General features: G+C 63.5%; 17 protein-coding genes. 8 read left to right on the plus strand and 9 right to left on the minus strand.

Annotated elements, in window-relative coordinates:
* The 4 genes from ACP7BV_RS24820 to ACP7BV_RS24835 all read left to right on the plus strand — a co-directional run bounded on the left by ACP7BV_RS24820 (window position 1) and on the right by ACP7BV_RS24835 (window position 7,062).
* Window positions 1-1,395 (plus strand): TldD/PmbA family protein, encoded by a 1,395-nt coding sequence (locus ACP7BV_RS24820; protein ID WP_426107559.1) that lies wholly within the window; start codon window positions 1-3, stop codon window positions 1,393-1,395.
* On the plus strand, window positions 1,392-2,747 hold the full coding sequence (locus ACP7BV_RS24825; RefSeq protein ID WP_426107560.1) for a TldD/PmbA family protein: 1,356 nt from the start codon (window positions 1,392-1,394) through the stop codon (window positions 2,745-2,747). Before ACP7BV_RS24820 ends, ACP7BV_RS24825 begins: the two co-directional genes overlap by 4 nt.
* 78 nt (window positions 2,748-2,825) lie before the next feature.
* The gene (locus ACP7BV_RS24830) at window positions 2,826-5,477 is read left to right on the plus strand and encodes a bifunctional diguanylate cyclase/phosphodiesterase (protein ID WP_426107561.1); all 2,652 of its coding nucleotides are present in this window, start codon (window positions 2,826-2,828) and stop codon (window positions 5,475-5,477) included.
* A gap of 34 nt (window positions 5,478-5,511) precedes the next feature.
* The gene (locus ACP7BV_RS24835) at window positions 5,512-7,062 is read left to right on the plus strand and encodes a methyl-accepting chemotaxis protein (RefSeq protein ID WP_426107562.1); all 1,551 of its coding nucleotides are present in this window, start codon (window positions 5,512-5,514) and stop codon (window positions 7,060-7,062) included.
* A gap of 208 nt (window positions 7,063-7,270) precedes the next feature.
* Here the strand turns inward: ACP7BV_RS24835 and ACP7BV_RS24840 are convergent, their stop codons facing one another.
* The 3 genes from ACP7BV_RS24840 to ACP7BV_RS24850 form a co-directional block, all read right to left on the minus strand.
* The gene (locus ACP7BV_RS24840) at window positions 7,271-8,917 is read right to left on the minus strand and encodes an alkaline phosphatase family protein (protein ID WP_426107563.1); all 1,647 of its coding nucleotides are present in this window, start codon (window positions 8,915-8,917) and stop codon (window positions 7,271-7,273) included.
* A 136-nt stretch (window positions 8,918-9,053) separates the two neighbouring features.
* A complete protein-coding gene (locus tag ACP7BV_RS24845; protein WP_426107564.1) occupies window positions 9,054-9,182 on the minus strand; it encodes a hypothetical protein in 129 nt (42 codons plus the stop codon).
* Window positions 9,182-9,391 (minus strand): hypothetical protein, encoded by a 210-nt coding sequence (locus ACP7BV_RS24850; RefSeq protein ID WP_426107565.1) that lies wholly within the window; start codon window positions 9,389-9,391, stop codon window positions 9,182-9,184. Before ACP7BV_RS24850 ends, ACP7BV_RS24845 begins: the two co-directional genes overlap by 1 nt.
* Before the next feature lie 346 nt (window positions 9,392-9,737).
* On the opposite strand from ACP7BV_RS24850, the gene ACP7BV_RS24855 reads away from it, so the two are divergent.
* Window positions 9,738-11,126, plus strand: a complete 1,389-nt coding sequence (locus ACP7BV_RS24855; protein ID WP_426107566.1) for an esterase-like activity of phytase family protein — start codon at window positions 9,738-9,740, stop codon at window positions 11,124-11,126.
* 95 nt (window positions 11,127-11,221) lie between these two features.
* On the opposite strand, the gene ACP7BV_RS24860 is transcribed toward ACP7BV_RS24855, so the two are convergent.
* Complete coding sequence (locus ACP7BV_RS24860) at window positions 11,222-11,686, minus strand: HMA2 domain-containing protein (RefSeq protein WP_426107567.1); 465 nt, start codon at window positions 11,684-11,686, stop codon at window positions 11,222-11,224.
* Window positions 11,687-11,903: 217 nt separating this feature from the next.
* Between ACP7BV_RS24860 and ACP7BV_RS24865 the strand changes: the two genes are divergently transcribed.
* Window positions 11,904-12,173, plus strand: a complete 270-nt coding sequence (locus tag ACP7BV_RS24865; RefSeq protein ID WP_426107568.1) for a DUF3562 domain-containing protein — start codon at window positions 11,904-11,906, stop codon at window positions 12,171-12,173.
* Between the two features lie 31 nt (window positions 12,174-12,204).
* Here ACP7BV_RS24865 and ACP7BV_RS24870 read toward each other — a convergent pair whose 3' ends face one another.
* The 3 genes from ACP7BV_RS24870 to ACP7BV_RS24880 form a co-directional block, all read right to left on the minus strand.
* A complete protein-coding gene (locus ACP7BV_RS24870) occupies window positions 12,205-13,170 on the minus strand; it encodes a GGDEF domain-containing protein (RefSeq protein WP_426107569.1) in 966 nt (321 codons plus the stop codon).
* A 144-nt stretch (window positions 13,171-13,314) separates the two neighbouring features.
* Window positions 13,315-15,000, minus strand: coding sequence for a methyl-accepting chemotaxis protein (locus tag ACP7BV_RS24875; protein ID WP_426107570.1), 1,686 nt, complete (start codon window positions 14,998-15,000; stop codon window positions 13,315-13,317).
* 154 nt (window positions 15,001-15,154) lie between these two features.
* Window positions 15,155-16,261, minus strand: coding sequence for an ABC transporter substrate-binding protein (locus tag ACP7BV_RS24880; RefSeq protein ID WP_426107571.1), 1,107 nt, complete (start codon window positions 16,259-16,261; stop codon window positions 15,155-15,157).
* Window positions 16,262-16,457: 196 nt separating this feature from the next.
* On the opposite strand from ACP7BV_RS24880, the gene ACP7BV_RS24885 reads away from it, so the two are divergent.
* Window positions 16,458-17,702 (plus strand): DUF2252 domain-containing protein, encoded by a 1,245-nt coding sequence (locus tag ACP7BV_RS24885; RefSeq protein WP_426107572.1) that lies wholly within the window; start codon window positions 16,458-16,460, stop codon window positions 17,700-17,702.
* 74 nt (window positions 17,703-17,776) lie between these two features.
* On the opposite strand, the gene ACP7BV_RS24890 is transcribed toward ACP7BV_RS24885, so the two are convergent.
* Window positions 17,777-17,992 carry a hypothetical protein gene (locus tag ACP7BV_RS24890; RefSeq protein ID WP_426107573.1) on the minus strand — a complete coding sequence of 72 codons (216 nt, stop codon included), beginning with the start codon at window positions 17,990-17,992 and terminating at the stop codon, window positions 17,777-17,779.
* A gap of 291 nt (window positions 17,993-18,283) precedes the next feature.
* Between ACP7BV_RS24890 and ACP7BV_RS24895 the strand changes: the two genes are divergently transcribed.
* Window positions 18,284-19,816 carry a CHAD domain-containing protein gene (locus ACP7BV_RS24895; protein WP_426107574.1) on the plus strand — a complete coding sequence of 511 codons (1,533 nt, stop codon included), beginning with the start codon at window positions 18,284-18,286 and terminating at the stop codon, window positions 19,814-19,816.
* Between the two features lie 78 nt (window positions 19,817-19,894).
* Here the strand turns inward: ACP7BV_RS24895 and ACP7BV_RS24900 are convergent, their stop codons facing one another.
* A complete protein-coding gene (locus ACP7BV_RS24900; protein ID WP_426107575.1) occupies window positions 19,895-20,221 on the minus strand; it encodes a hypothetical protein in 327 nt (108 codons plus the stop codon).
* Window positions 20,222-20,594 lie beyond the last annotated feature (373 nt).

Here is a 20,594-nt window from a genome sequence, read left to right on the forward strand (position 1 = left end):
ATGACTGCCAAAAGTCTGCTGCAGCACTTGGTACAGGGGGCGAGCGGCTATGTTGAACTGCGCTGGCATAAACGCACCAGTTGCACCTTCGAGGTGACGCAAGGGCGCGTGCTGCTGGCCGACCGTGCGGTGATCGAAGGCGTGGGTGTACGCACCCTGATCGACGGCGCCTGGGGCGTGGCGGCGACCTCGGATGTTAGCGAGCGCGGCGTGTGCCAGGCGATCACGCAGGCGCGCGAGGCGGCCGCGCTCCTGCTCGGTATCCGGGGCAAGCGGCCCCTGGTGCTGGCGCAGGCCAGGCTGTCCACCCGCGACTTTGTGGGCAGCGGTTTCGTGGAACTGGCGTCCATGGGCCTGGCCGACAAGCTCGGCGAGATGATCGACCTCGAACGCCGCCTGGCCGGCGCCTCGGCGCGGTTGCAGTCGGCCGAGGTGCGCTACACGGAGTATCTGGAGGAAAAGGCCATCGTCACGTCCGACGGCGCCAATTGCAGCTTGCGCATGGCGCAGTGCGAACTGGCGCTGGCGGCGATCGCGCAGCGGCATGGCCGGCGCGCCACCAGCACCAGCGCGGCGGGCGTCAATGGCGACTGGTCCAGGCTGTTTCACCATCCTTCGCTCGAGAGCGCGATCGAAGACGTCGCCAGCACCGCCGTCGCGCTGCTCGACGCCAGGCATCCCGAGCCGGGCCGTCAATCGGTGATCCTCGCTCCCGCACTGGTGGGACTGCTGTGCCACGAAGCCGTCGGGCATACCGTCGAGGCCGACCTGGTCGCGTCTGGCAGCGTGGCTGCGGGCAAGATTGGCCAGCAAGTGGCCAGTGCGCTCGTCACGATGGCCGATACCGGTGACGACTATGGGTCGGCCGGGGCGATGGGCAGCCTGCCGTTTGACGACGAGGGGGTAGAAACGGAAGCGACCGTTATCATCCGCTCGGGCATGCTGGAAAACTATTTGCACAGCCGCGAGAGCGCCGCCCGGTTCGGGGTCCGGCCGGCAGGAAACGCCAGGGCATGGCTGTATTCGGACGAGCCCTTGATTCGGATGCGCAACACGTATATCGCGCCCGGGACGACGTGCCTGGCGGACATGATAGCCGGCATAAACGACGGTTATCTGCTCGAAGGCGCCGGGAACGGCCAGGCCGATACCAACGGCGAATTCATGTTCGGCTGCGACCATGTCTGGGAAATAAAAAACGGCAGAAAAAGTGCGCTGCTGCAGGGGGCGAGCGTCTCGGGCATGGCGTTCGACGTCTTGAAAAGTGTGGATGCGGTCAGTTCGGATTTTCGTTGGGATCTCGGCATGGGGCACTGCGGCAAGGGGCAGCGCGCCAAGGTCGACGCGGGCGGGCCGTACCTGCGCTGCGAAATGAATGTCGGCGGGCGGGCATGACAGCGCCGGACACGCAGGCGTTGCCGTTTCAAGAACTGCGCGCCGCAGCCGACGACGCACTCGCGTACGCGCTGTGGCACGGCGCCGACCGGGTCAAGGTGGCCGCGCGGTGCACCAGCGACCAGCGCCTGGTCGTGGCGAACAAGGAGTTTGCCTTGGCCGCGACGGCGAACTCCCAATACATCGATATCATGGTTCACAAGGGGCAAAAAAAAGGGGCGGCCTCGACCAATTTGCTGTGCAGCGAAGGCGTGGGCCGGTGCGCGCACGACGCGCTGGCGCTGGCGCAATTTTCCGTCGCCGACCCCTTTTTACTGATGCCCGACGCCAGACAAGCGCCGCCGGTCGAGCAATTGCCGTTCCTGTGGGATCAGGCGCTCAGCGCCATGCCCCTCGCCGGCGTGCATGAATTTGCCCAGGCCGTGTACCAGCGGCTCACGCGCGACGCGCGCATCTCGATCGACCGCCTGGAGGTCGGCGTCGCGTGCCAATGGCGCGGCCTCTATAACAGCCTGGGTGTGGCGCAGTCGGAATGGCAAACGTCGCTGCGCTGGAACCTCATGGGCTTGGCGCTCGAGCACGATCTGGTGAGCGGCTTTGACTATGAAAGGCGCGCCGTGTTTGGCCTTGATAACGCCCTGAACACGGCCCTGCAGGCCTGCGACCTGTTCTGCGAGAGAGTGCTGGGCAATCTCGGAGCGGCCAAGGCGCCTGCATATGCCGGCGCGGTGCTGCTCTCGCCGCGCGCCGTGCAACAGCTTCTCATGGACACCATCTGGTATCACCTGGCCGGTACCAGTATCGTGGACGGCAAGAGCCAATGGGCAAACAAGCTGGGCGCACAGGTCGTCTCCAGGCTCTTGCACCTGTCCGACCAGCCTCACGACGAGCGGTTCACCGGCGCGACCGGGTTCGACCGCGACGGCTGTCCGACGCAGCCGCTCGCGCTGCTTGTGGCGGGCCAGCTGGTCGCGCACGGCCTTGACTGCTACACGGCCAATCGCCTCGGAAGCAGCTCTTGCGCCAGTGCAGGCGGACCTTTTGCACTGGTCTGCGCACCCGGAGACGGCGACCTGGAGACCATGAAAAGTGCGCAACCCGTATTGCTGATGGTCGACCGGTTCTCGGGCAATATCGACCCGCTGAAGGGTGATTTTTCCGGCGTCGCCAAGTCGAGCCGCCTGTACCGGAACGGGCAGGACCAGGGCTGTGTCAGCGGGGCGCTGATTGCCGGAAACGTGTTTCACGTCCTGCAGCACGTCCTGGCGGTCTCGTCGGAGGCAGAAAATGTCTCGGGCGCGATGCACATGCCATGGATGCTGATCGACGGCGTCACCGTGTCATCAAGCTGACATAGTTGACTGTTAGCATTCATCTTTATAAGAAGAAACAAATGCTAGCAAAAAAGCAACTAAATCGGGCGGTAGGGAATGAGTATTGGCAAGCAAACGCGCAGATGGCTGGCGCGCTGGACGGGCGTGCTCATCTGGCCGTTGCTGGCGCTGCTATTGATCGCTGCAATGTGGGTGGGGGCGGTGCGCCGTAGCGGCGAGGTGCGCGAGGCTGCCCAGCAGCACGGGCGCGACGTGGTGCTGTCAACGGCCCAGGCTTATGAACAGTACATCACGCGCTCGGTGGCCCAGATGGACCAGGTGTCGATGCAGTTGCGCCAAAGCTGGGAGCAATCCGGCGGCAAGCTCGACCTGAGCCAGCTGGTGCGCGACGGCATGTTTCACGACGATGCTTTTGGCTGCGTGGCGATCAGCGACGCGGCAGGGCGGATCGGCGCGGCCGTACGCGCGCAGGGATGCAGCAAGCTGGCCCGACTCGGGGCCCTCATCGACTACCATAAGGGCAACAACAGCAGCGCCATGCGGATCGACGCACCGGAAGCGGGTGCGGCGCAGTCGCTGGTGCTGTTCAGCCGCCGCCTCGACACGCCCGACAATGAATTTGCCGGCGTCGTCATCATGCTGGTGCGGGCCGACTACTTTACCAATTTTTACATGCCCACCGCGCTCGGCGCCGGCGGCAGTGTCGCCGTGGTGGCCCTGGAGGCGGCTTGGCGCGCCGAGCAGGACGGCGGCGCGCTGTTGCCGGCAAGCGCGAGCACGCTTGCCCGCGGCGTCGCCAGCGGAGCGGCCGTGATGCAGGGCGAGCGCGCCTTTGCCGACGGCAAGGCGCGGCTGCTCGGCTGGAGCCAATCGAAGGTCTATCCCGTCGCCGGCCTGGTCGCCATCCCGCTGGCCGCCGTCATGGCCCCGGCGGGCGAGGCCTGGCTACAAGCGCGCAACGACAGCATCATCGTCACCTTCGCGTTGCTGCTGTTTGCGCTGCTGGCAGCCTTGCTGTCGCGCCGCGCGGCAGACCGCTACAGCGCACAGGAAAGCGTGCGCAAGGCGTACCGCGCCGCCACCGAAGGCGCCAACGACGGGTTTTACATCGCCGCGCCGGTGCGCGACCGGAATGGTGCGATCCGCGACTTCGAGATTGTCGATTGCAACGAGCGCGGCGCACGTTTTTACGGTGTCGCGCGCACGGCACTGATCGGCAAGCGCCTGTCGCAGCTGCAGCGCGGCGCGGCCGGCAGCGAACTGCCCGGCGGCGACCTGTTCAGCGCCTACCTGGCGGCCATGGAGCACGGCTTTCACGAAGACGAACGCCAGATGCCGGAACGCGCCAACGGCAACGTTGCCTGGGGCCACCGCCGGATTGTGCGGGTCGGCAGCGGCCTGGCCATCACGCTGCGCGACATCAGCGAACGCAAGTCGCACCTGGCCGAACTGAGCCGCCTGTCCAACGAAGATGCGCTGACCGGCCTGCCCAACCGCCAATGGCTGACGCACTTCTTGCCGCCCGCGCTGGCCAAGGCGTCCGGCGAAGTGGCGCTGTTGTTCCTGGACTTGAACGACTTCAAGCATGTCAACGACACCCACGGCCACCAGGTCGGCGACCAATTGCTCAAGGCCAGCGCCCAACGCCTCAAATCCCTGCTGCGGCCCGAAGACGTGGTGGTGCGCTTTGGCGGCGACGAATTCGTGGTGCTGCTGATGCCAACCGAAGGCGACGTGCACAGCGCGCGCGTGGCGGCGCGCATCGTGAGCGCCTTTGCCGCGCCATTTGCCCTGCAAAGCGTGCGCGCCATGATCGGCGCGAGCGTGGGCATCAGCGTCTACCCGCGCGACGGGACCGAAAGCAGCGAGTTGATCCGTCACGCCGACATTGCCAAGGACGCCGCCAGGGCCGAGGGAAAAGGGCAGTACCGCTTTTACGATGCTTCGCTCTCGCGCACCTTGCAAGGGCGCCTGCAGCTCAAGCAAAGCTTGCTCGACGCGATTGCGCTCGACCAGTTCGTGCTGTACTACCAGCCGCGCGTGGATGCGCTGACGGGGGAACTGTGCAGCATGGAAGCGCTGCTGCGCTGGATCCATCCCGAGCACGGCATGATCGCGCCGCTCGACTTCATCCCGCTGGCCGAGTCCAGCGGCCTGATCTTGCAAATTGGCGAAATCGTGATGGACAAGGCATGCGCGCAGATCGACGAGTGGCGCCGCGCCGGCCTGGCGCTGGTGCCGGTCTCGATCAATGTGTCGCCCAGACAGTTCGCGCACGGCGAAGTGAGCGCGCAACTGGCGCAGTGCCTGGTGCGCCATACGGTCGCGCCGGCGCTGCTGGAAGTTGAAATCACCGAGTCGGCCATGATGGGCGAGCAGCACGACATCATCGCCCAGCTCGACGCCATTCGCGCACTCGGCGTCAAGCTGCACGTGGACGATTTCGGCACCGGCTACTCGTCGCTGTCGCAGTTGCAAAAGCTGCGCATGGATGTGCTCAAGGTCGACCGGGCCTTTACCGCCGAACTGGGCCAGTCGCGCGAAGGCAAGGTGTTCTTCCAGGCGATCGTGTCGATGGCGCATGCGCTCGGCATGACGGTGGTGGCCGAAGGCGTGGAGACCGCCGCCCAGCTGGCCATCTTGCAGGAACTGGCATGCAACGAGGTGCAGGGCTACTACGTGGCGCGGCCCGCACCGGCCGACGCCATGGCCGCCCTGATGACGCAGCGCTTCCTGTTCCAGCACTGAACGCCCTTTACCTCCCTCTATTTCCACATTCCTTATGAAAATTGTTCGCATTACCACCGGCATGCGCGTGTTCTCGTCTTTTGCCGTGGTGCTGGTCATTATGATCGGTATGACCACGATCTCGCTGTGGCGCCAGCACGGCGCCGAGCAGGCCATGGCGCGCCTGGTCAACGACAGCCTGGCCAAGCAGCTGCTCCTGTCCGAGTTGCTGGGCGCGATCCGGCTGAACGGCGTGCGCGCGGTCTCGATTGCGCGCAGCGACAGCGTGGAACTGGGCGACTACTTCAAGCTGCAACTGGCCGAGGGCGAACGGCTGCAAGGGCAGACCAGCGCGGCGCTGGCGGCCATGCCGCGCAGCGCGCAAGAGCAGGCGCTGCTACGCACTGCGGCCGAGCGCGCCAATGCCTACCTGGCGCTGCGCGTTCAAGTGTTCGCCTGGAAAGACCAGGGCAGGACGGGGGAAGTCGAAGCGTTGATTGTCGAGAAAATGCAGCCGGCCTACGCGGCGTACGTGGAGGCGACCGCAGCGGCGCTCAAGCACCAGTCGCAGCAGGCGCGCGCCCTGGGCGCCACCACGGCCATCCAGTTTGCCGACAGCCGCACCGTGCTGCTCGGCATGGGGATGGCGGCGGTGGCGATCGGCGCGCTGCTGGCTTGGATGCTGACGGCAAGCATTGCGCCGCCGCTGCGCCGGGCCGTTCAGCTGGCAGGCAAAGTCGCTGCGGGCGAGCTCGGCATGGCGATCGCACACGACCGGCAAGACGAGATTGGCCAGCTGTTCGATGCCTTGGGTGCGATGACGGGGACCCTGGCCGCGATCGTGGGCAGCGTGCATGGCGGAGCGCACGCGGTGGACCAGGCCGCGCGCGAAATCGCGGCAGGAAACCTGGATCTGTCGGACCGCACCGAGCGCCAGGCCGGCGCCTTGCAGCAAACGGCAGCGTCGATGGAAGTACTGACGAGCGTGGTCAAGAGCAACAGCAGCAATGCGCGCGGCGGCGATGCGCTGGTGCTGTCAACCTCGGCCATTGCGCGCAAGGGCGGGCAGGTGGTGGCCGAAGTGATCAGCACGATGCAAACGATCCATGTCTACGGCAAGGAAATTGCCGATATCACCGGCGTGATCGACGGCATCGCCTTCCAGACCAACATCCTGGCGCTCAATGCCGCAGTGGAGGCGGCGCGCGCAGGGGAACACGGGCGCGGCTTTGCCGTCGTGGCGATCGAAGTGCGCGCGCTGGCGCAGCGCTCGGCGCTCGCCGCGCGCGAGATCAAGCAATTGATTGCCGACTCGACCCAGCGGATTGCGCACGGCGCCGTGCTGGCCGAATCGGCCGGCGTCACCATGGCCGATATTGTGCGCAGTATTGCCGACGTGAGCGCCATCATGGCCGGCATCAGCGCGGCCGGCGTAGAGCAGGAACGCAGTATTGTCGAGGTCAATAAGGCGATTGCCGACATGGACGCCGTTACCCAGCAAAATGCCGCACTGGTGGAGCAGGCCGCCGCCGCAGCGGCAGCCTTGCAGGAACAGGCCGAGGGCTTGACCACCAGCATGCAGTTTTTCCGCATGCACGGCGCTTAGTGTCCTGACATGGGCAGGGCAGGCCCGCCCCGTTCCATCCGGCAGGCTGCTAGTGTCTTGAGTTGTAAGTTCGTTGAATAAATATCCCGAAAATCGCCGCGATACTGCGTCAAAAATGCTCGCAAGGCCTCGGCCTTGCTCCGCTTTTGTTCCTTGTCTCTCGGCGATTTCGGAACATTTATAAGCAACGAACTTTCAACTCAGGACACTAGCGCAGCGCTTCGGTCAGTACCCGGCCTTCGGAGGCCGCAGGCGGGCGCAGGCGCAGCAGGTGCGCCAGCGTTGGCGCAATGTCCACCACCTCGGCGTACGACGCCTGGCTGCCCGGGCGGATCCATTGCGGTCCCATCAGCAGCAGCGGGACATTCGTGTCGTAGGCGTAGGGCGAGCCGTGCGAGGTGAGGCTCTTGCCCCCGCTAAAGTGCCAGTATGGCTTGGTCACCAACATCAGGTCGCCCGACAGTTGGCGGTTCCACGCGCGCTGCATCAGCGTTGCCAGGCGCGTGGCAGGCAGGCCGGCTTCGAACTCGGTGCGAGTGAACACCTCGGCCACGCCAGCCTGGCCCAGCAGGAAACGGGCGGCACTGTGTTCCAGCTCGTCGCGCCGCAAGCCCGCCTTGGCGGCCAGCGCATAGTCGAGGTGAATGTTCGGCAGCGACGTTGCCGCCACCAGTTTTGCCACCCCGTGCGTGGCAGTTAAATGGGCGTCGAGGACGGCGGCCAGTTTGTCGCCGTCGATGCGGCCCGCGTCCAGATGCGCCGCTTTGGCAAACTCCGGCGTATTCGGAAAACCATGGTCGGCGGTCAGGACCACCAGCACATTGCCCGCGCCTACGCGCTGATCGAGGTAGTCGAAAAAACCGGCCAGCATGCGGTCCAGCCGCTGCAGGTGGTCGTGCGACATTTTGCTCTCGGGGCCGAAGGCGTGGTTGATGTAGTCATGGGCGGACAAGCTCACGGCCAGCAGGTCGGCCACGCCGGCGCTGTTGCGGCCCAGGTTTTCGCCTTCGATGGCGGCGCGCGCAAACGCCAGCGTCAATTCATCGAGGACGGGCGTGGTTTTCAGGCGCGTGTAGTAGTCGGCATCGATGCTGCCCGTTTCGCTGTAGTGCGTGAATCGAAAGCGCTGGCCTACGCCTTCAATGCCGGCATACAGCGCGTCGTCGGCGTCTTGCGCGTAGGCGCTGTCGGCCAACAGCGGCGTCCACGATTTGCCGTAGTAGCGGTCCTGCCCTTTGGCTTGCTGGTAGTGCTGGACCCATTCTGGGTGCGCAGCCATGTAATAGCTGCTGCTGGCAAAGTTGCCGCTTTTTTCCATATACATGTAGGCGGTGCCGCTTTTGCCGGCCAGCAGGATCGCGCCGCGGTCCTTGCCGGACACGGCAATCACCTTGGCGCGGTTGCCGCTCGCATAGCGCATTTCGTCGCCCAGCGTGCCCACCTTCAGCTTCGACGGCGAAGTGCCGTCGGCCGGCTTGGTGTCTTCGCCCAGATAGGTGTAGGCAGTGTCTTCGGTGCAGTACACCGGTTTGCGGGTCGCGGGATCGATCCAGTTATTGCCGATCACGCCGTGCTGGTAGGGGTAGGCGCCCGTCAGGATCGCCGCGTGGCCGACCGCAGTGACGGTCACGCCATGGGCCTGGTGTGCGTTGCTGTACGAGGCGCCCTGGCGCAGCAGGCGGTTGAAGCCACCCGCCGAGAACTGCTCGCGGTAACGCTGCACTTGCTCGTTGGGCAGGCCGTCGACGACCAGGACGACCACCAGTTTAGGCTGGGCGGGCAGGGCGGCACTGGCGCTGAAACTGGCCGCCAACAGGAAGGCGCCGAGAGAAAGCCGGGAAAGGGTAAATGTCATTGAGGTCGTTGTATTTTTGTTGAAAGAGTGAGGGACGTGCGAAGGAACCGGACAGGGCCGGCGCGGCAATCTTAGCGCGCCCGTATGACGCGCCCATGACACGGCAAGGTGGCGCTAACGCGCCTGCGCGATCTGGCTAACGCGCCTGCGCGATCTGTTGCACGACGACCAGCGGCTTGATGCGCTTGGGACCGGGCGGATAGAAGAAAGTGGCCCAGAGGAGCCCGAAGACGACGCTGCCAATGGCAAACGATTTGCTGGGCATCAGGCACTCCCTCGCGTGCCGGTGGCGCTGGTGCGCGCGCGCCGCTGGTAGCCGATGGCCAGCATGCGCAATGCCAGCTGGGACGCGACGCCGAGGGACATTACATGCCGCTTGGCATAGTCAAAGCCGTATTGGGCCTGTAGTTTGAGTGCTTCCGCGATGTGTTCGGCCGTGTTCTGGTCGGTGCGGAAATTATTTTCACGCGTCATCGAATCCTCCACTTGCGAATCTGGTGCCGATACTTGAGCCGACCGGACAAAGCTGTCGGCGCGCCAGGATGCGGCGCTTTCCAACACGACGATGTTAAGCACTTTCTATGACGCGCAAATGACAGCGGCAAGCGGATAAAAATTTTTCTTCGCGGTCATTTCGCCGTCACATCTCTTTGTCATCATTGCTCCTGTCTTCACGGGTATGTAGCACGCTCCCCCTTTTCCCGCGCCGCTCGGCGCGGGAATTTTTTCTCCGCCGGCCCCTCCCATTTCGATATCGTTTTGTAATTGCCCCGTCACACGGCAGCGCTAGCATGAAGCTCCAACTTGATGAGGATGCTCCGTGAAAATTACTCCCTTGCTAGCGGCGCTGCTCGCGGCACTGTTTTCCATGCCGGCCGCGCAGGCCGGCGTCCAACTGATCGCCATCGGCAGCATCAACGGCCATGGCGCCGACCGCGCGAGCGCCACTGCCGGCCTGCTGGAAAGCGGCGTCGCCGGCAACTTGCTGGGCGGCGTCGGCTCGGGCCTGGCGTATGCCGGAGGCGAGCGTTTTATTGCGGTGCCGGACCGCGGCCCGAATGCCAATCCGTACAACGGCGCGGTCGACCACACCACGTCCTACATTCCACGTTTCCACACGCTCAGCCTGGCGCTCAAGGCCAGCGCCCCCGGGGCCGCTTTACCGTTCACGCTCAGTGCGACCCTGCTCGAGACCACGCTGCTGTCGAGCAAAACACCGCTGTTCTATGCTGATGGCGGCGCCCCTGCGCTGAACCGCAAGCACAAGGGCTACTACTTCAGTGGCCGCTCCGATAATTTCGATCCGGCGCGTGCCTCCACCCATGCCGGCAATGGCCGTTTCGATCCGGAAGGCGTGCGCTTGTCAAACGACGGCCAGCATGTCTACATCAGCGACGAATACGGTCCCTACGTCTATGAATTTCACCGACAGACCGGCAAACGCCAGCGCGTGTTCGCGCTGCCGGCAGAGTTTGCGGTCAATCACCTCAGCGCCCAGGGCGACACTGAAATTGCCAGCAATCTGATGGGCCGGGTGGCCAACAAGGGCATGGAAGGCCTGGCCATTACGCCGGACGGCAAGAAACTGGTCGGCATCATGCAAAGTCCGCTGGCCCAGGACGGCGGCGTGGGCGGGGGCTATACGCGCATCGTCACCATCGATATCGGCACCGGCGCCGTGCTCCAGCATGCCTATCCATTGACCAACATCGGCACCGCCGCCAAGCCGAAGTATCCCACCGTGAGCGACATCGTGGCGATCAACGACCACGAATTCCTGGTCGACGAGCGTGACGGCAAAGGCTTGGGCGACGACTCCAAGGCCGTCTATAAAATGATCTATCGCATCGATCTGGCCAGCGCGCCCGTAGTCGACGGCGTGGCGGGCAACGCCAACCTGGCGCGTTATGCGGTAGGCAAATCCTTGTTTCTCGACGTGGTGCACTCGCTCAGCGCTGCCGGCGTGGCCGTGCGCGACATTCCCGCCAAGCTGGAGGGCCTGGCGTTTGGACCGGACGTGACGGTTGGCGGCGTTGCCAAACATACGCTGTTCATGTCGAACGACAATGACTTTATCGGCACCGTCACCGATACGGGCCATCCGGCGGGCAAGGACAATCCAAACCTATTCTTTGTATTTGCGGTCGATGCGGCAGACTTGCCGGGCTTTGTGCAGCAGGGCGGCGCATTGCACAAGATGGCAAAGTAAGCTGGTCGTGCGGGCCGGCAAGGCTTGACTTGTCAAGCCTTGCCGCAGCGCTGGCCGTCAGGCCAGGCAAGCGCTCCGCTTTCATTGCTCACCGTTCACGCCAGCATCGCCGCCAGTAGTGCAAACGAGCACAAGGCGGCGGCCTGCCGCAGGGGCCGACGGGGCGCCGCTTTGCGCTGGTGCTGGCGGGCCGGGGGCAGCAAGTCGCTGTCCGTGCCAATGCATGTGGCCGATCTGGTGGCCGGCGTGGCGGGGTGCTCGCCCCGGCCACCATTGTCGCCCGGGCCGTCCTGGCGCTGGCGTCCCAGCGGACGCGGGTCGAGCAGCAACTGGTGTGCCAGCAGCACCGCTTCCACCTGATCCCAGAACTGCGTCGTCTTGCCGCTGGCCGCTGCGTAGTTGATCAGCAGGCTGCCAGACGGCGCGTTGGTTTCCACCGCCTGCACGCCGTCGATGGCGTGCAGCGCGGCCGCCATGCTGTCGAGCTGTGCTGTTTGCTGCTTGAGTTGCGTGAACCGCAGCCGCAGGCGGCCCGGAACAGATAAAGATGGTTGGTCCATGTGGGCTCTCCTGTGCTCGCAGTGAATATTAACTAATCGACATGACAGACAAATGACATGCGCAATTGCCGAGCGCGGCAAGGACGACTCCGCAGCGCGCCGGTGGGACGGAACGGGTGCAAATTGCTCAGGCCGTCTGAAGTTTTGGCAGCTCAGTTGAACCAAGGCGCTTGAAAAACGCTCTTACGACTAACGAGCATAAGTTCTGGAGGCTGCGATGATGCCGATCATGGCGGATGGGAGGCGGGCCACGCACTTGTTGCCCGTGGAGCGTAGCGCATCAACCCTGCAGCGGCACGTAGCGAGCATCCAGGCCATTTGCGATGAGGTGGGCAGGCCGTTCGAGGAAATCGCGGGCGTGTACCAGTGCGAGTTGCTGCGCATGGCAGCTGGCGCCGCGGTTGTCGACTATCTTCCCGTGCTTGTCGGAAAGCATGTGCGCGCGCTGTACAAGCGGCGCGTGGAGGCGCGCGCCGAAGACCATTGACAGTGCCGAACTTTGAAGCCGCCGTGGTGCGTCAAATGGCGACCGCAACACCGCTCGCGTCGTCAGATCCTTGCTGGTACGGCATGCGCCGCTCCAGCGACCGGTTCAGTTCCTTGAGCAGTTGGCGCGGCTCGGCATCGACGCTGCGAAACGTGTAGCGCACGGTAGGCATGAGCGGCTGGCCGCTGTGCTGCGTGTGGTGGCGCAGGCTGCCGACGGCGCGCCGCAGCTGGTGCCCCAACGCTTGCACGATGTCGGCGGGGGTGTGCGGCAACAGCACGGCGAAGCGGTCGCCGGCGTAGCGGCACAGCAAATCGGTGCTGCGCAGGTTGAGCAGCAGGACGTGGGTAACAGCCTGCAGCACCCGGTCGCCTTCGCGCTGGCCGTAGTCCCGGTTGACGAGGTGGAAGCTGTCGATATCGAGCATCAGGATGCTGCAGTCGCCTTTGCCGCTGGCGTACGCGATGCTTAGTTGATCGCGCAGGTAGTCGGCGTCTGCCACCTGTGTCAGGTGGTCGAACGAGCGGTGGCCGCGAAATAGATGTTCGCGCTTTTGCGTATGCTCGGACACCCTCAACTGTTCCTTGCGCCACGACAGCAGGCCCCAGGTCAGGCCCGCCATGCCGGCAAGGGTGATGCCGCTGTCGACCAGGTGGTGCCAATGTTGACCAACTGCGACGCTGAACAGCGCGTCCATGCAGTGTGCCAGCGTGCCCAGCATCAGGCCCGCCAGACCGCAGGCGAGCAGCGTAGTGGCACGCCCCTGGGGGCGGCTGCGTAGCACAATGACGAACCAGGCGCAGGCCATCAGCGCTATGCTGCCTTCGGCGGCGATGTCGAGCATATTCCATTGGGCCATTGGTTTGGCGCTGCCCGCGCCGGCGTACAGGGCAACGATGGTGCAAGCCCCCAGCGCGGCGAGCAGGATGGAGAGGCGGGGGATATCAACGCGGGAAAAAGCGACGCGGGGAAAAGCGACGCGGGGAAAACGTGGCATGGTGGTCTCGCTGCAGAGGGGGTAATGCCTCCCGATACTAGGGCGCCGTAGTGACAGGACGATGACAGCGGCGCGCTGGGTTGATGTAGCGCAAACGCGGCAGCCGCAGCAGGTGAGGGCGCAACAGCGGCCGCGCGGATCGCCCTACAGTTCTTCCCATTCCTGCTCTTGGGGCGCGGGCGCGCGCAGCGCAGCGCGGCGCAGCGGCGCGCGCCGGCGCGCGGCGGCGCCAAGGGGCGTGGGCACTGGCGCCACATAACGCTCGTGAATCTTGAACACGCTGACCGCTTCCTTCAGGCTGGCGGCCTGGTGCTTCATCGATTCGGCCGCGGCAGCGGCTTGCTCCACCAGCGCGGCATTTTGCTGGGTCACGGCATCCATCTGCGCGATGGCCTGGCTGATCTGGTCCAGTCCCACATTCTGCTCGCCGCTGGCCACGGAAATATCGGCAATGATGGCATTGACGCGTTTGACGCTGGCAACCACGTCATCCATCGTGGTGCCGGCCTGGCTCACCAGAATGCTGCCGGCGGCCACTTGCTCGACCGAATCGCCGATCAGCGTTTTGATTTCCTTGGCCGCCGCCGCCGAGCGCTGCGCCAGGCTGCGCACTTCGGACGCCACGACCGCAAAGCCGCGCCCCTGTTCGCCCGCGCGCGCCGCCTCGACGGCCGCGTTCAGGGCCAGGATATTGGTCTGGAAGGCGATGCCGTCGATCACGCCGATAATGTCGACGATCTTCCTGGACGAGTCATTGATTGAACCCATGGTGGCGATGACGTTGGCCACAGCCTCGCCGCCGCGCGCGGCCACCACGGACGCGGTGCCGGCTAGCCTGGTGGCCTGGCCCGCGCTCTCGCCATTTTGGCGCACGGTGCTGGTCAGCTGTTCCATGGCCGAGGCCGTTTCTTCAAGCGAGCTGGCTTGCTCCTCGGTACGGACTGACAGGTCCAGGTTCCCCTGCGCGATTTCTGACGATGCCACGGCAATGGCATCGGTGCCGACGCGCACTTTGGCGACGATGTCGGCCAGGCTGTCGTGCATTTCCTTGAGCGAGGCGAGCAAGGTGCCGATTTCGTCGCTGCCGCGCACCGTGATATCGGTCGACAAATCGCCGGCGGCGACGATACGCGCGATAGCGACTGCTTCGTTCAGCGGCGTGGTGATGCTGCGCGCCAGCCACACCATGATGACGCCAAGCACAGCAAGCGTCGCGACGACGGTAGCGGAAATCTGCAGGTTCGAGGTTCGCTGCGCCTCGGCATTGGAAACAATGCTGGCAGCGATCAGTTTTTTGGCATGGTCCTGGATGAAACCGACGATCTGGTCGATCTTGGCAGTAGGCGGACGATCCATACCCTTGACCAGCGCGTCGACGAGCTTGAAGCTCTGGCCATTGGCGCTGTCGTATTTTTCCAGCGCCGTCAGGTAATTTTTCTGCAGTTCGTCATGCGCGCTGAGCGCCTCGGCCACCAGGGGTGTGCTGGTGCCCAGCTTGGCGAGCAGGGCGTTCACCTTGTCCAGTTCGGCGCGCGTGACGGCGCCGCTTTTCTTGAACGAGGCCGTATATTTTTCCAGTTGGGCCGGGTCATTGCCACGCAACAGGATGTTTTTCCATTCCTGAACCTGGATCTTGAAGTGCACCTGAGCGCTGCGCGCTGTATCGATGGCGTCGGCGGACAGGGCCAACTGCTGCATGTCGGCCAGGTTGTTGGCGTTGGCCTGGCTCAGCGCAGTGGCGCCGCCCACCCCCACGCCGACTAAAGCGATGAAAAAAATTGCGCCGAGCAGCGCCAGGCGCGCGGCAATTTTCATATTGGCCAGTCTCATGTTGCTTATCCTGTGGGTGGGTACGGCTTACTCAAAATAGAAATTGATTGAATACAATAATGCACCCGCACAGCATAAATACCAACACGAAGCGCCGATATTCCACACCGATGCATCAGGCTGGTGCATCGGTGTGGAATTCTGGCAACATGCGCTAAAACATCAGCCCGCCGCCGCGCTTGAAGAGGGCGATGTCGACGTAGCGCGACAGGTTCTGGCCGCCCTGGGCCGACACGACCGTCATGCCGCCCAGGTCGATGGGGGTGCGGCTTGCCGGGAGGGCGAGCGGGTCCGGCTTCATCATCCGCACCAGCGTTTTGGCCACTGCGAAGCCTTCCAGCGTGACCGACGAGACGGGTTCGTCGCGAAAACGTTTCATCATTTCGACGTGTTCGGACTGCAGCGCCGACACCGTACTCGACGGATTGGGGACCACTTGCGAGAACACGGTAAATTCGGTGGCGCGGGCGCCGGCGATTTCGCTTAGCGTCGTCAGGTTGATCAGCGAGGTACCAGCGACGAAGGTGGCCGCATCATAGGCACGGAAGGCGCGCAGGAACTGGGCCGAGCCGATGGTGTCGCCGATCGAGATCACCAGCTTGGCACCGGCCTGGCTCAGGCGCAGCGCTTCCTGCTGCAGGCCCTTCTTGTTGGGCACGATGTTGGCCACGCCCGACAGCGTCATGCGGCGCTTGTGCATTTCAGCCGAGAGGAACTGAAAGGCGCGGTTGTTCTGGGGCGAGGCTTGCAGCGCGATGCCGACTTGTTTGACGCCGAGTTTTTCAAAGTAGGACAGCAGGAACAGCAGTTCGCTCTCGATGCTCGGGCGCCAGAATACGACGCGGGCGTCGCTGCTGGCCGACGAATCGGCCAGCGGAGCGAACAGCACGTGGTGCGACTGGGCAAAGGCGGGGGCGGCGGCAATGGCCCGGGTGGCGTCGTTGCCAATGGCGCCGAGCAGGTAGTCGGCATGGTCGTCCTTGATCAGGGCGGTGACGTTGGCGGCCGCTTCAGCAGCGACGCCATGGTCGTCGCGCACCAGGTACTGGACCTTGCGTCCGTTGATGCCGCCTTTCTGGTTGACGCTGTCAAAGTAGGTGGTGATGCCCGCCACGTAATCGCGGCCGATGCTGCCGTTCGGACCGGACAGGTCAATCGACTGGGCGACGATCACGGCTTTGCCCGCGTGAGCGAGCGGGCACATGGCGAGGGCGAGGCCGAGGCCTAAACCGGCGAGCAAGGTGGAAAAGCGAATGGACACGGCAACTCCGGATGGGAAATCCAGAGTGTAAAGTTGCAATGTGACAACTTGATGACGGCTTGTCATATCCCCGGCCCCAGACTGAAATCCGCCGCCTCAAGACGGCAGTCGCGCGCTGGTCTGCGGTGATAGAACAGCGCGGTGAGAATCTCGTGTAGGCTGTTACTCCCACATGGCTCCCCGGAAAGGCCCTTCAATGTATCAGTATGCACAGCGCGATGTTGCCCACCTGGTCGCCGCCTTTAACGCCGACCGTGAGCCAGAGCGTGTCAGCCTCAAGTACCGGGCGCTGGCAGCGACCCCGTTTTCGTTCTTGCGCGGCACGTGCCACTTGTTTTACCAGGATTTTTCGCAAGCCTTGCCGCAAGTCGACTCGCCGCTGGCCTGGATCAGCGGGGATCTTCACCTGGAAAACTTTGGCAGCTACAAGGGGGATAACCGGCTGACCTATTTCGACATTAACGACTTCGGCGAAGCAGTGCTGGCGCCGGCGCACTGGGAACTGGCCCGTTTTTTGGTCAGCGTGCTGGTCGCAGCAGACGCACTGGAGGTCAATTCCAGCGTGGCTACCGGTTTGTGCAACCGTTTTCTTGATGCTTACGTTGGCGCACTTGCTACGGGCAAGGCGCGCTGGATCGAGCGGCCCTTGGCGACCGGCATGGTGAGGCAACTTTTACTGAGTGTAAAAGCGCGCAGTCGTGCCGATTTTCTGGACAAGCGCACCAAGCTGATTGGGGGAAAGCGCAAGTTGCGTCTGATCGAGGGAAAATCCTTGCCTGTCACCAAAGACGAGCGGGACAAAGTAAGGACCTTCATGACCGGCTATGCGCAACGCCAAGCAGTGCCTGCGTTTTACAAAGTGCTCGACGTTGCACGGCGCATCGCCGGCACCGGTAGCCTGGGGCTGGAGCGCTACGTGATTCTGGTCCGTGGCCGGGGCGGGTCGGCAGGCAACTTTTTGCTGGATCTGAAGTACACCCCTGCATCAGCCCTGACCCCTTTTTTGCCCGCCCGGCAACCGGCTTGGGAGAGCGAAGCGCAGCGCGTCGCGACCGTCGGGCGCCTGAGCCAGGCGATCGAACCGGCACTGCTCGAGGCGGTCACGATCGGCACGCGCTCCTATGTGCTGCAGGAACTGTTACCAACGCAAGACCGGCTGGCGCTCGACATGTGGGGTGGAAAGCCGCAGCGCCTTGAGGGAGTGATGCGCAACATGGGTGAAGTACTGGCTTGGGGACAGTTGCGCGCCGCCGGACGCCAGGGTGCGGCCGATGCCGAGGCCTTGATTGCTTACGCCGGTAACGCCAAGGCCTGGCGCCATGCGCTACTGGCCTATGCGCAGGGCTATCGCAAGCAAGTCTTCGCCGACTGGAAACAATATAAAACCGCATTCCAGGCGGCAGACAAGGCGCGCGCGAGGCACGCCAAGACGACAGCTTGAATGCAGTAACTGCGCGCTACAACCGTGACGGCTGCACCCTCGTCACGGCGGGGGCCGCCACGTAGCTGGCCGCTTCAGGCGCCTTCGATGTAGTTGCGGCACAAAGTCTGCAACTCGCCCAGCGCGCGCGCGTCGTCCCGCTGCAGGAGGATGTCGAGCACTGCGTGAATTTGGCCACTGGTGGGAACAAGTTCAGCAGGGCTATGGACCATCCAGGCGATCAGCATCGCGCGCAGGTCCTTGACCGGCAGCGTGCGCACCTCTTTGCGCGTTGGTACCTGGGTTGCCATCTTGTGCTCGCATTGGTCGTGTTGCCGGTGCAAGGTAAGCGAGGAATCGGTTCTTGGTGGTGCAAAACAGTGTGCATCGATGGGCATTGCTTGGCCTCCTGGCAAGTAAAAACGGGGAATGCTGCTAATGGTGAGATCGCATGGTTCGACCTTTGTTCCGTTTTTGTTGATGAGAAAGCGCAGGAGAGATTGACGAGGTGAAATAGGATTGCAGCGCGCCATTGGACCGCATGATCGCGCCGACATGGCGGGGACCGGCTTAGAATCGGACTAGACCACCACGGAGAAACCATGGAAAACGAAATCAAGTTATTGGCACGCCACGAAGACTTGGCCACGCTGCTCAACAGCCCCTTGCTGCAAAAGTACGCCACTGCGCCAGCGGTCGAACACGTCATCGCAGACACCTATTACGACACCCCCGGCTACGATCTGCGTTCGCGCCATGCCTCGCTGCGCTTGCGCAAGAGCGGCGGCAACTACCTGCAAACGTTTAAGGTCGGCAACGGCGCTGTCGCGGGTTTGCACAGCCGCGAGGAGTTCGAGTCGCCGGTCAAGGGAAACCGGCCATCGCTGGCCCTGCTGCGCAAACTGGACAAGGCCGGCAATGGCGCGGTGCATTCGCTACTGCACTCCTGCCAATTGAAGCGCCGGCTTTCCCCCGTCTTTTCGACGCGTATCAGCCGCACAATTTTTCAGTTGCAACTGCCGCACGGTGACGTCGTCGAGTGCGCGGTCGACCAGGGCGAAATCAGCGCCAACGGCGCTTCTGTCCCGATCTGCGAAGTTGAACTGGAATTAAAATCGGGCGAGGTGGCATGTTTGTTTGACCTCGCCCTTGAACTTTTCGACGAAGTGCCGCTCGCATTTGGCGAGCAGAGCAAGGGCGATCGGGGCTACGCCTTGCTCGCGCCGCAGGCTTTTCCAGCGTGCAAAGCTACGCTTGTAGCACTCAAGAAAAAAATGACGGTGGAGCACGCCTTTACGGAGATTGCGGCCAACTGCATTACCCACATTGAAGCCAATGCCCCCGGTGTCGCCCATTGCGACATTGAGGCTTTGCACCAGATGCGGGTGGGATTTCGGCGCCTGCGCGCAGCGCTGGGCCTGGTGGCGGACCTGATCGACTTGCCGCCGCCGCTGCGCGCTGAAATGGATTGGCTTGCCGAAGTGCTGGGCACGGCGCGCGACTGGGATGTACTGGCCCACACCACGCTGGCCGACCTGGCGCAGGCGCATCCCGTTGCACCGCAAATTGCCCAGGTGACGCAGGCAGCATTGAACGAGAGCGAGCAAGCGCGCCGCGCAGCGGCTGAGGCCGTTGCATCGCCGCGCTATGCGCGCCTGCAGCTGTCGCTGACCCAATGGCGTCTGGGTGCGCCCTGGCGCCACGACGCCGATGCGCGCAGCCTTTCCCGGCTGGACCGGCCGGTGGGCGAATTCGCCCGCAAGGCGCTGGCCAAGTCCCACAAGCGACTACTCAAGCGCGGCGCGTGCCTGGATGGAGCAACGCACGAACAGACGCACCGGGTCCGCATCGCCGCCAAGAAAACGCGCTATGCCAGCGAGTTTTTCAAGTCACTTTTTCCCTCTGCCAAAATGCGTGCCTTTATCAAACGACTGTCGGGTTTGCAAGATGAATTTGGCAAACTGAACGACGTCGCTGTGGCCGACAAGCTGCTCACGACCTTGGAACAGAAGCAGCCTGCGCTGGGCGGCAGCGCAGCGTATGTCAAGGGCTTCCTGGCGCGTGGCACGGAGGGCGGGGAGAACGCGGTCAAGAAAAGCTGGCGCACATTTTCGCCGGCGCGGCGTCCGCATTGACACTGGTGCGCGCAGGATTCCGATGGCTGCAGACGAAGGTATTTCAGACTGCTCGGGATCGCGGCGCGCAGTGTGCAATCACTTGTTCGCGGCCAGCACCTTGCTGATGTTTTTCGTCTTTTTCATGTCCCTGAACAGGCGCTCAGATTCGCGTTGAATGGTGGACGTGAGCTGCCGGTTCAGGATGCCGCGCGCATCGGCCAGTTCCTTTGTCCAATTTTCATTCGGACATTGATCAAGAATGGCGAGTTGCTCCGTTACTGGCCGCGCCGGCATCGGCTCAAGCTCGCTGCGGCCAATAACAGGGTTGGCGAAGGTTGCCGCCTCCTTCATGACGGCTCTGCAATTCCAGTTGGCCGCGGAACCATGATTGATCTCGACTGCGCTGCCTTCATCGGAGGCCATGCCCAAGCGCCGGCCCGCTCTCGCATGGCCTGCGCTGCGGGGACTGACTGGTACCTGTTCGCCGCCTTTTCGTCATAGTTAAAGGCGCTGTCAAAGTCCTGGGAAACTTCCAAGCCTTCCACCAACAGGTGCGCCAGATGCTCGAGGCTGTTCTGCTCAGCCTTTGCCACGCCGGTGCGAAGATATTGCAAGCCTTTTTCTTTATCCCTTACGCCTGCTTTAAAAGACAAGCAAATCATGGCTAACAAGCTCAGACCGCCATCGTCGCCGTTCTTATAAGCCTTCGTTGCATATCCGTGACTGTTCAGCCGCTATGCTGCGAGCTGGATAGGATTGCCTGTGAAGGCCCGAAGCAAGACCTCCAGCATTCCAT

The organism is Massilia sp. TSP1-1-2 (assembly GCF_049896185.1).
Taxonomy (GTDB): domain Bacteria; phylum Pseudomonadota; class Gammaproteobacteria; order Burkholderiales; family Burkholderiaceae_D; genus Telluria_A.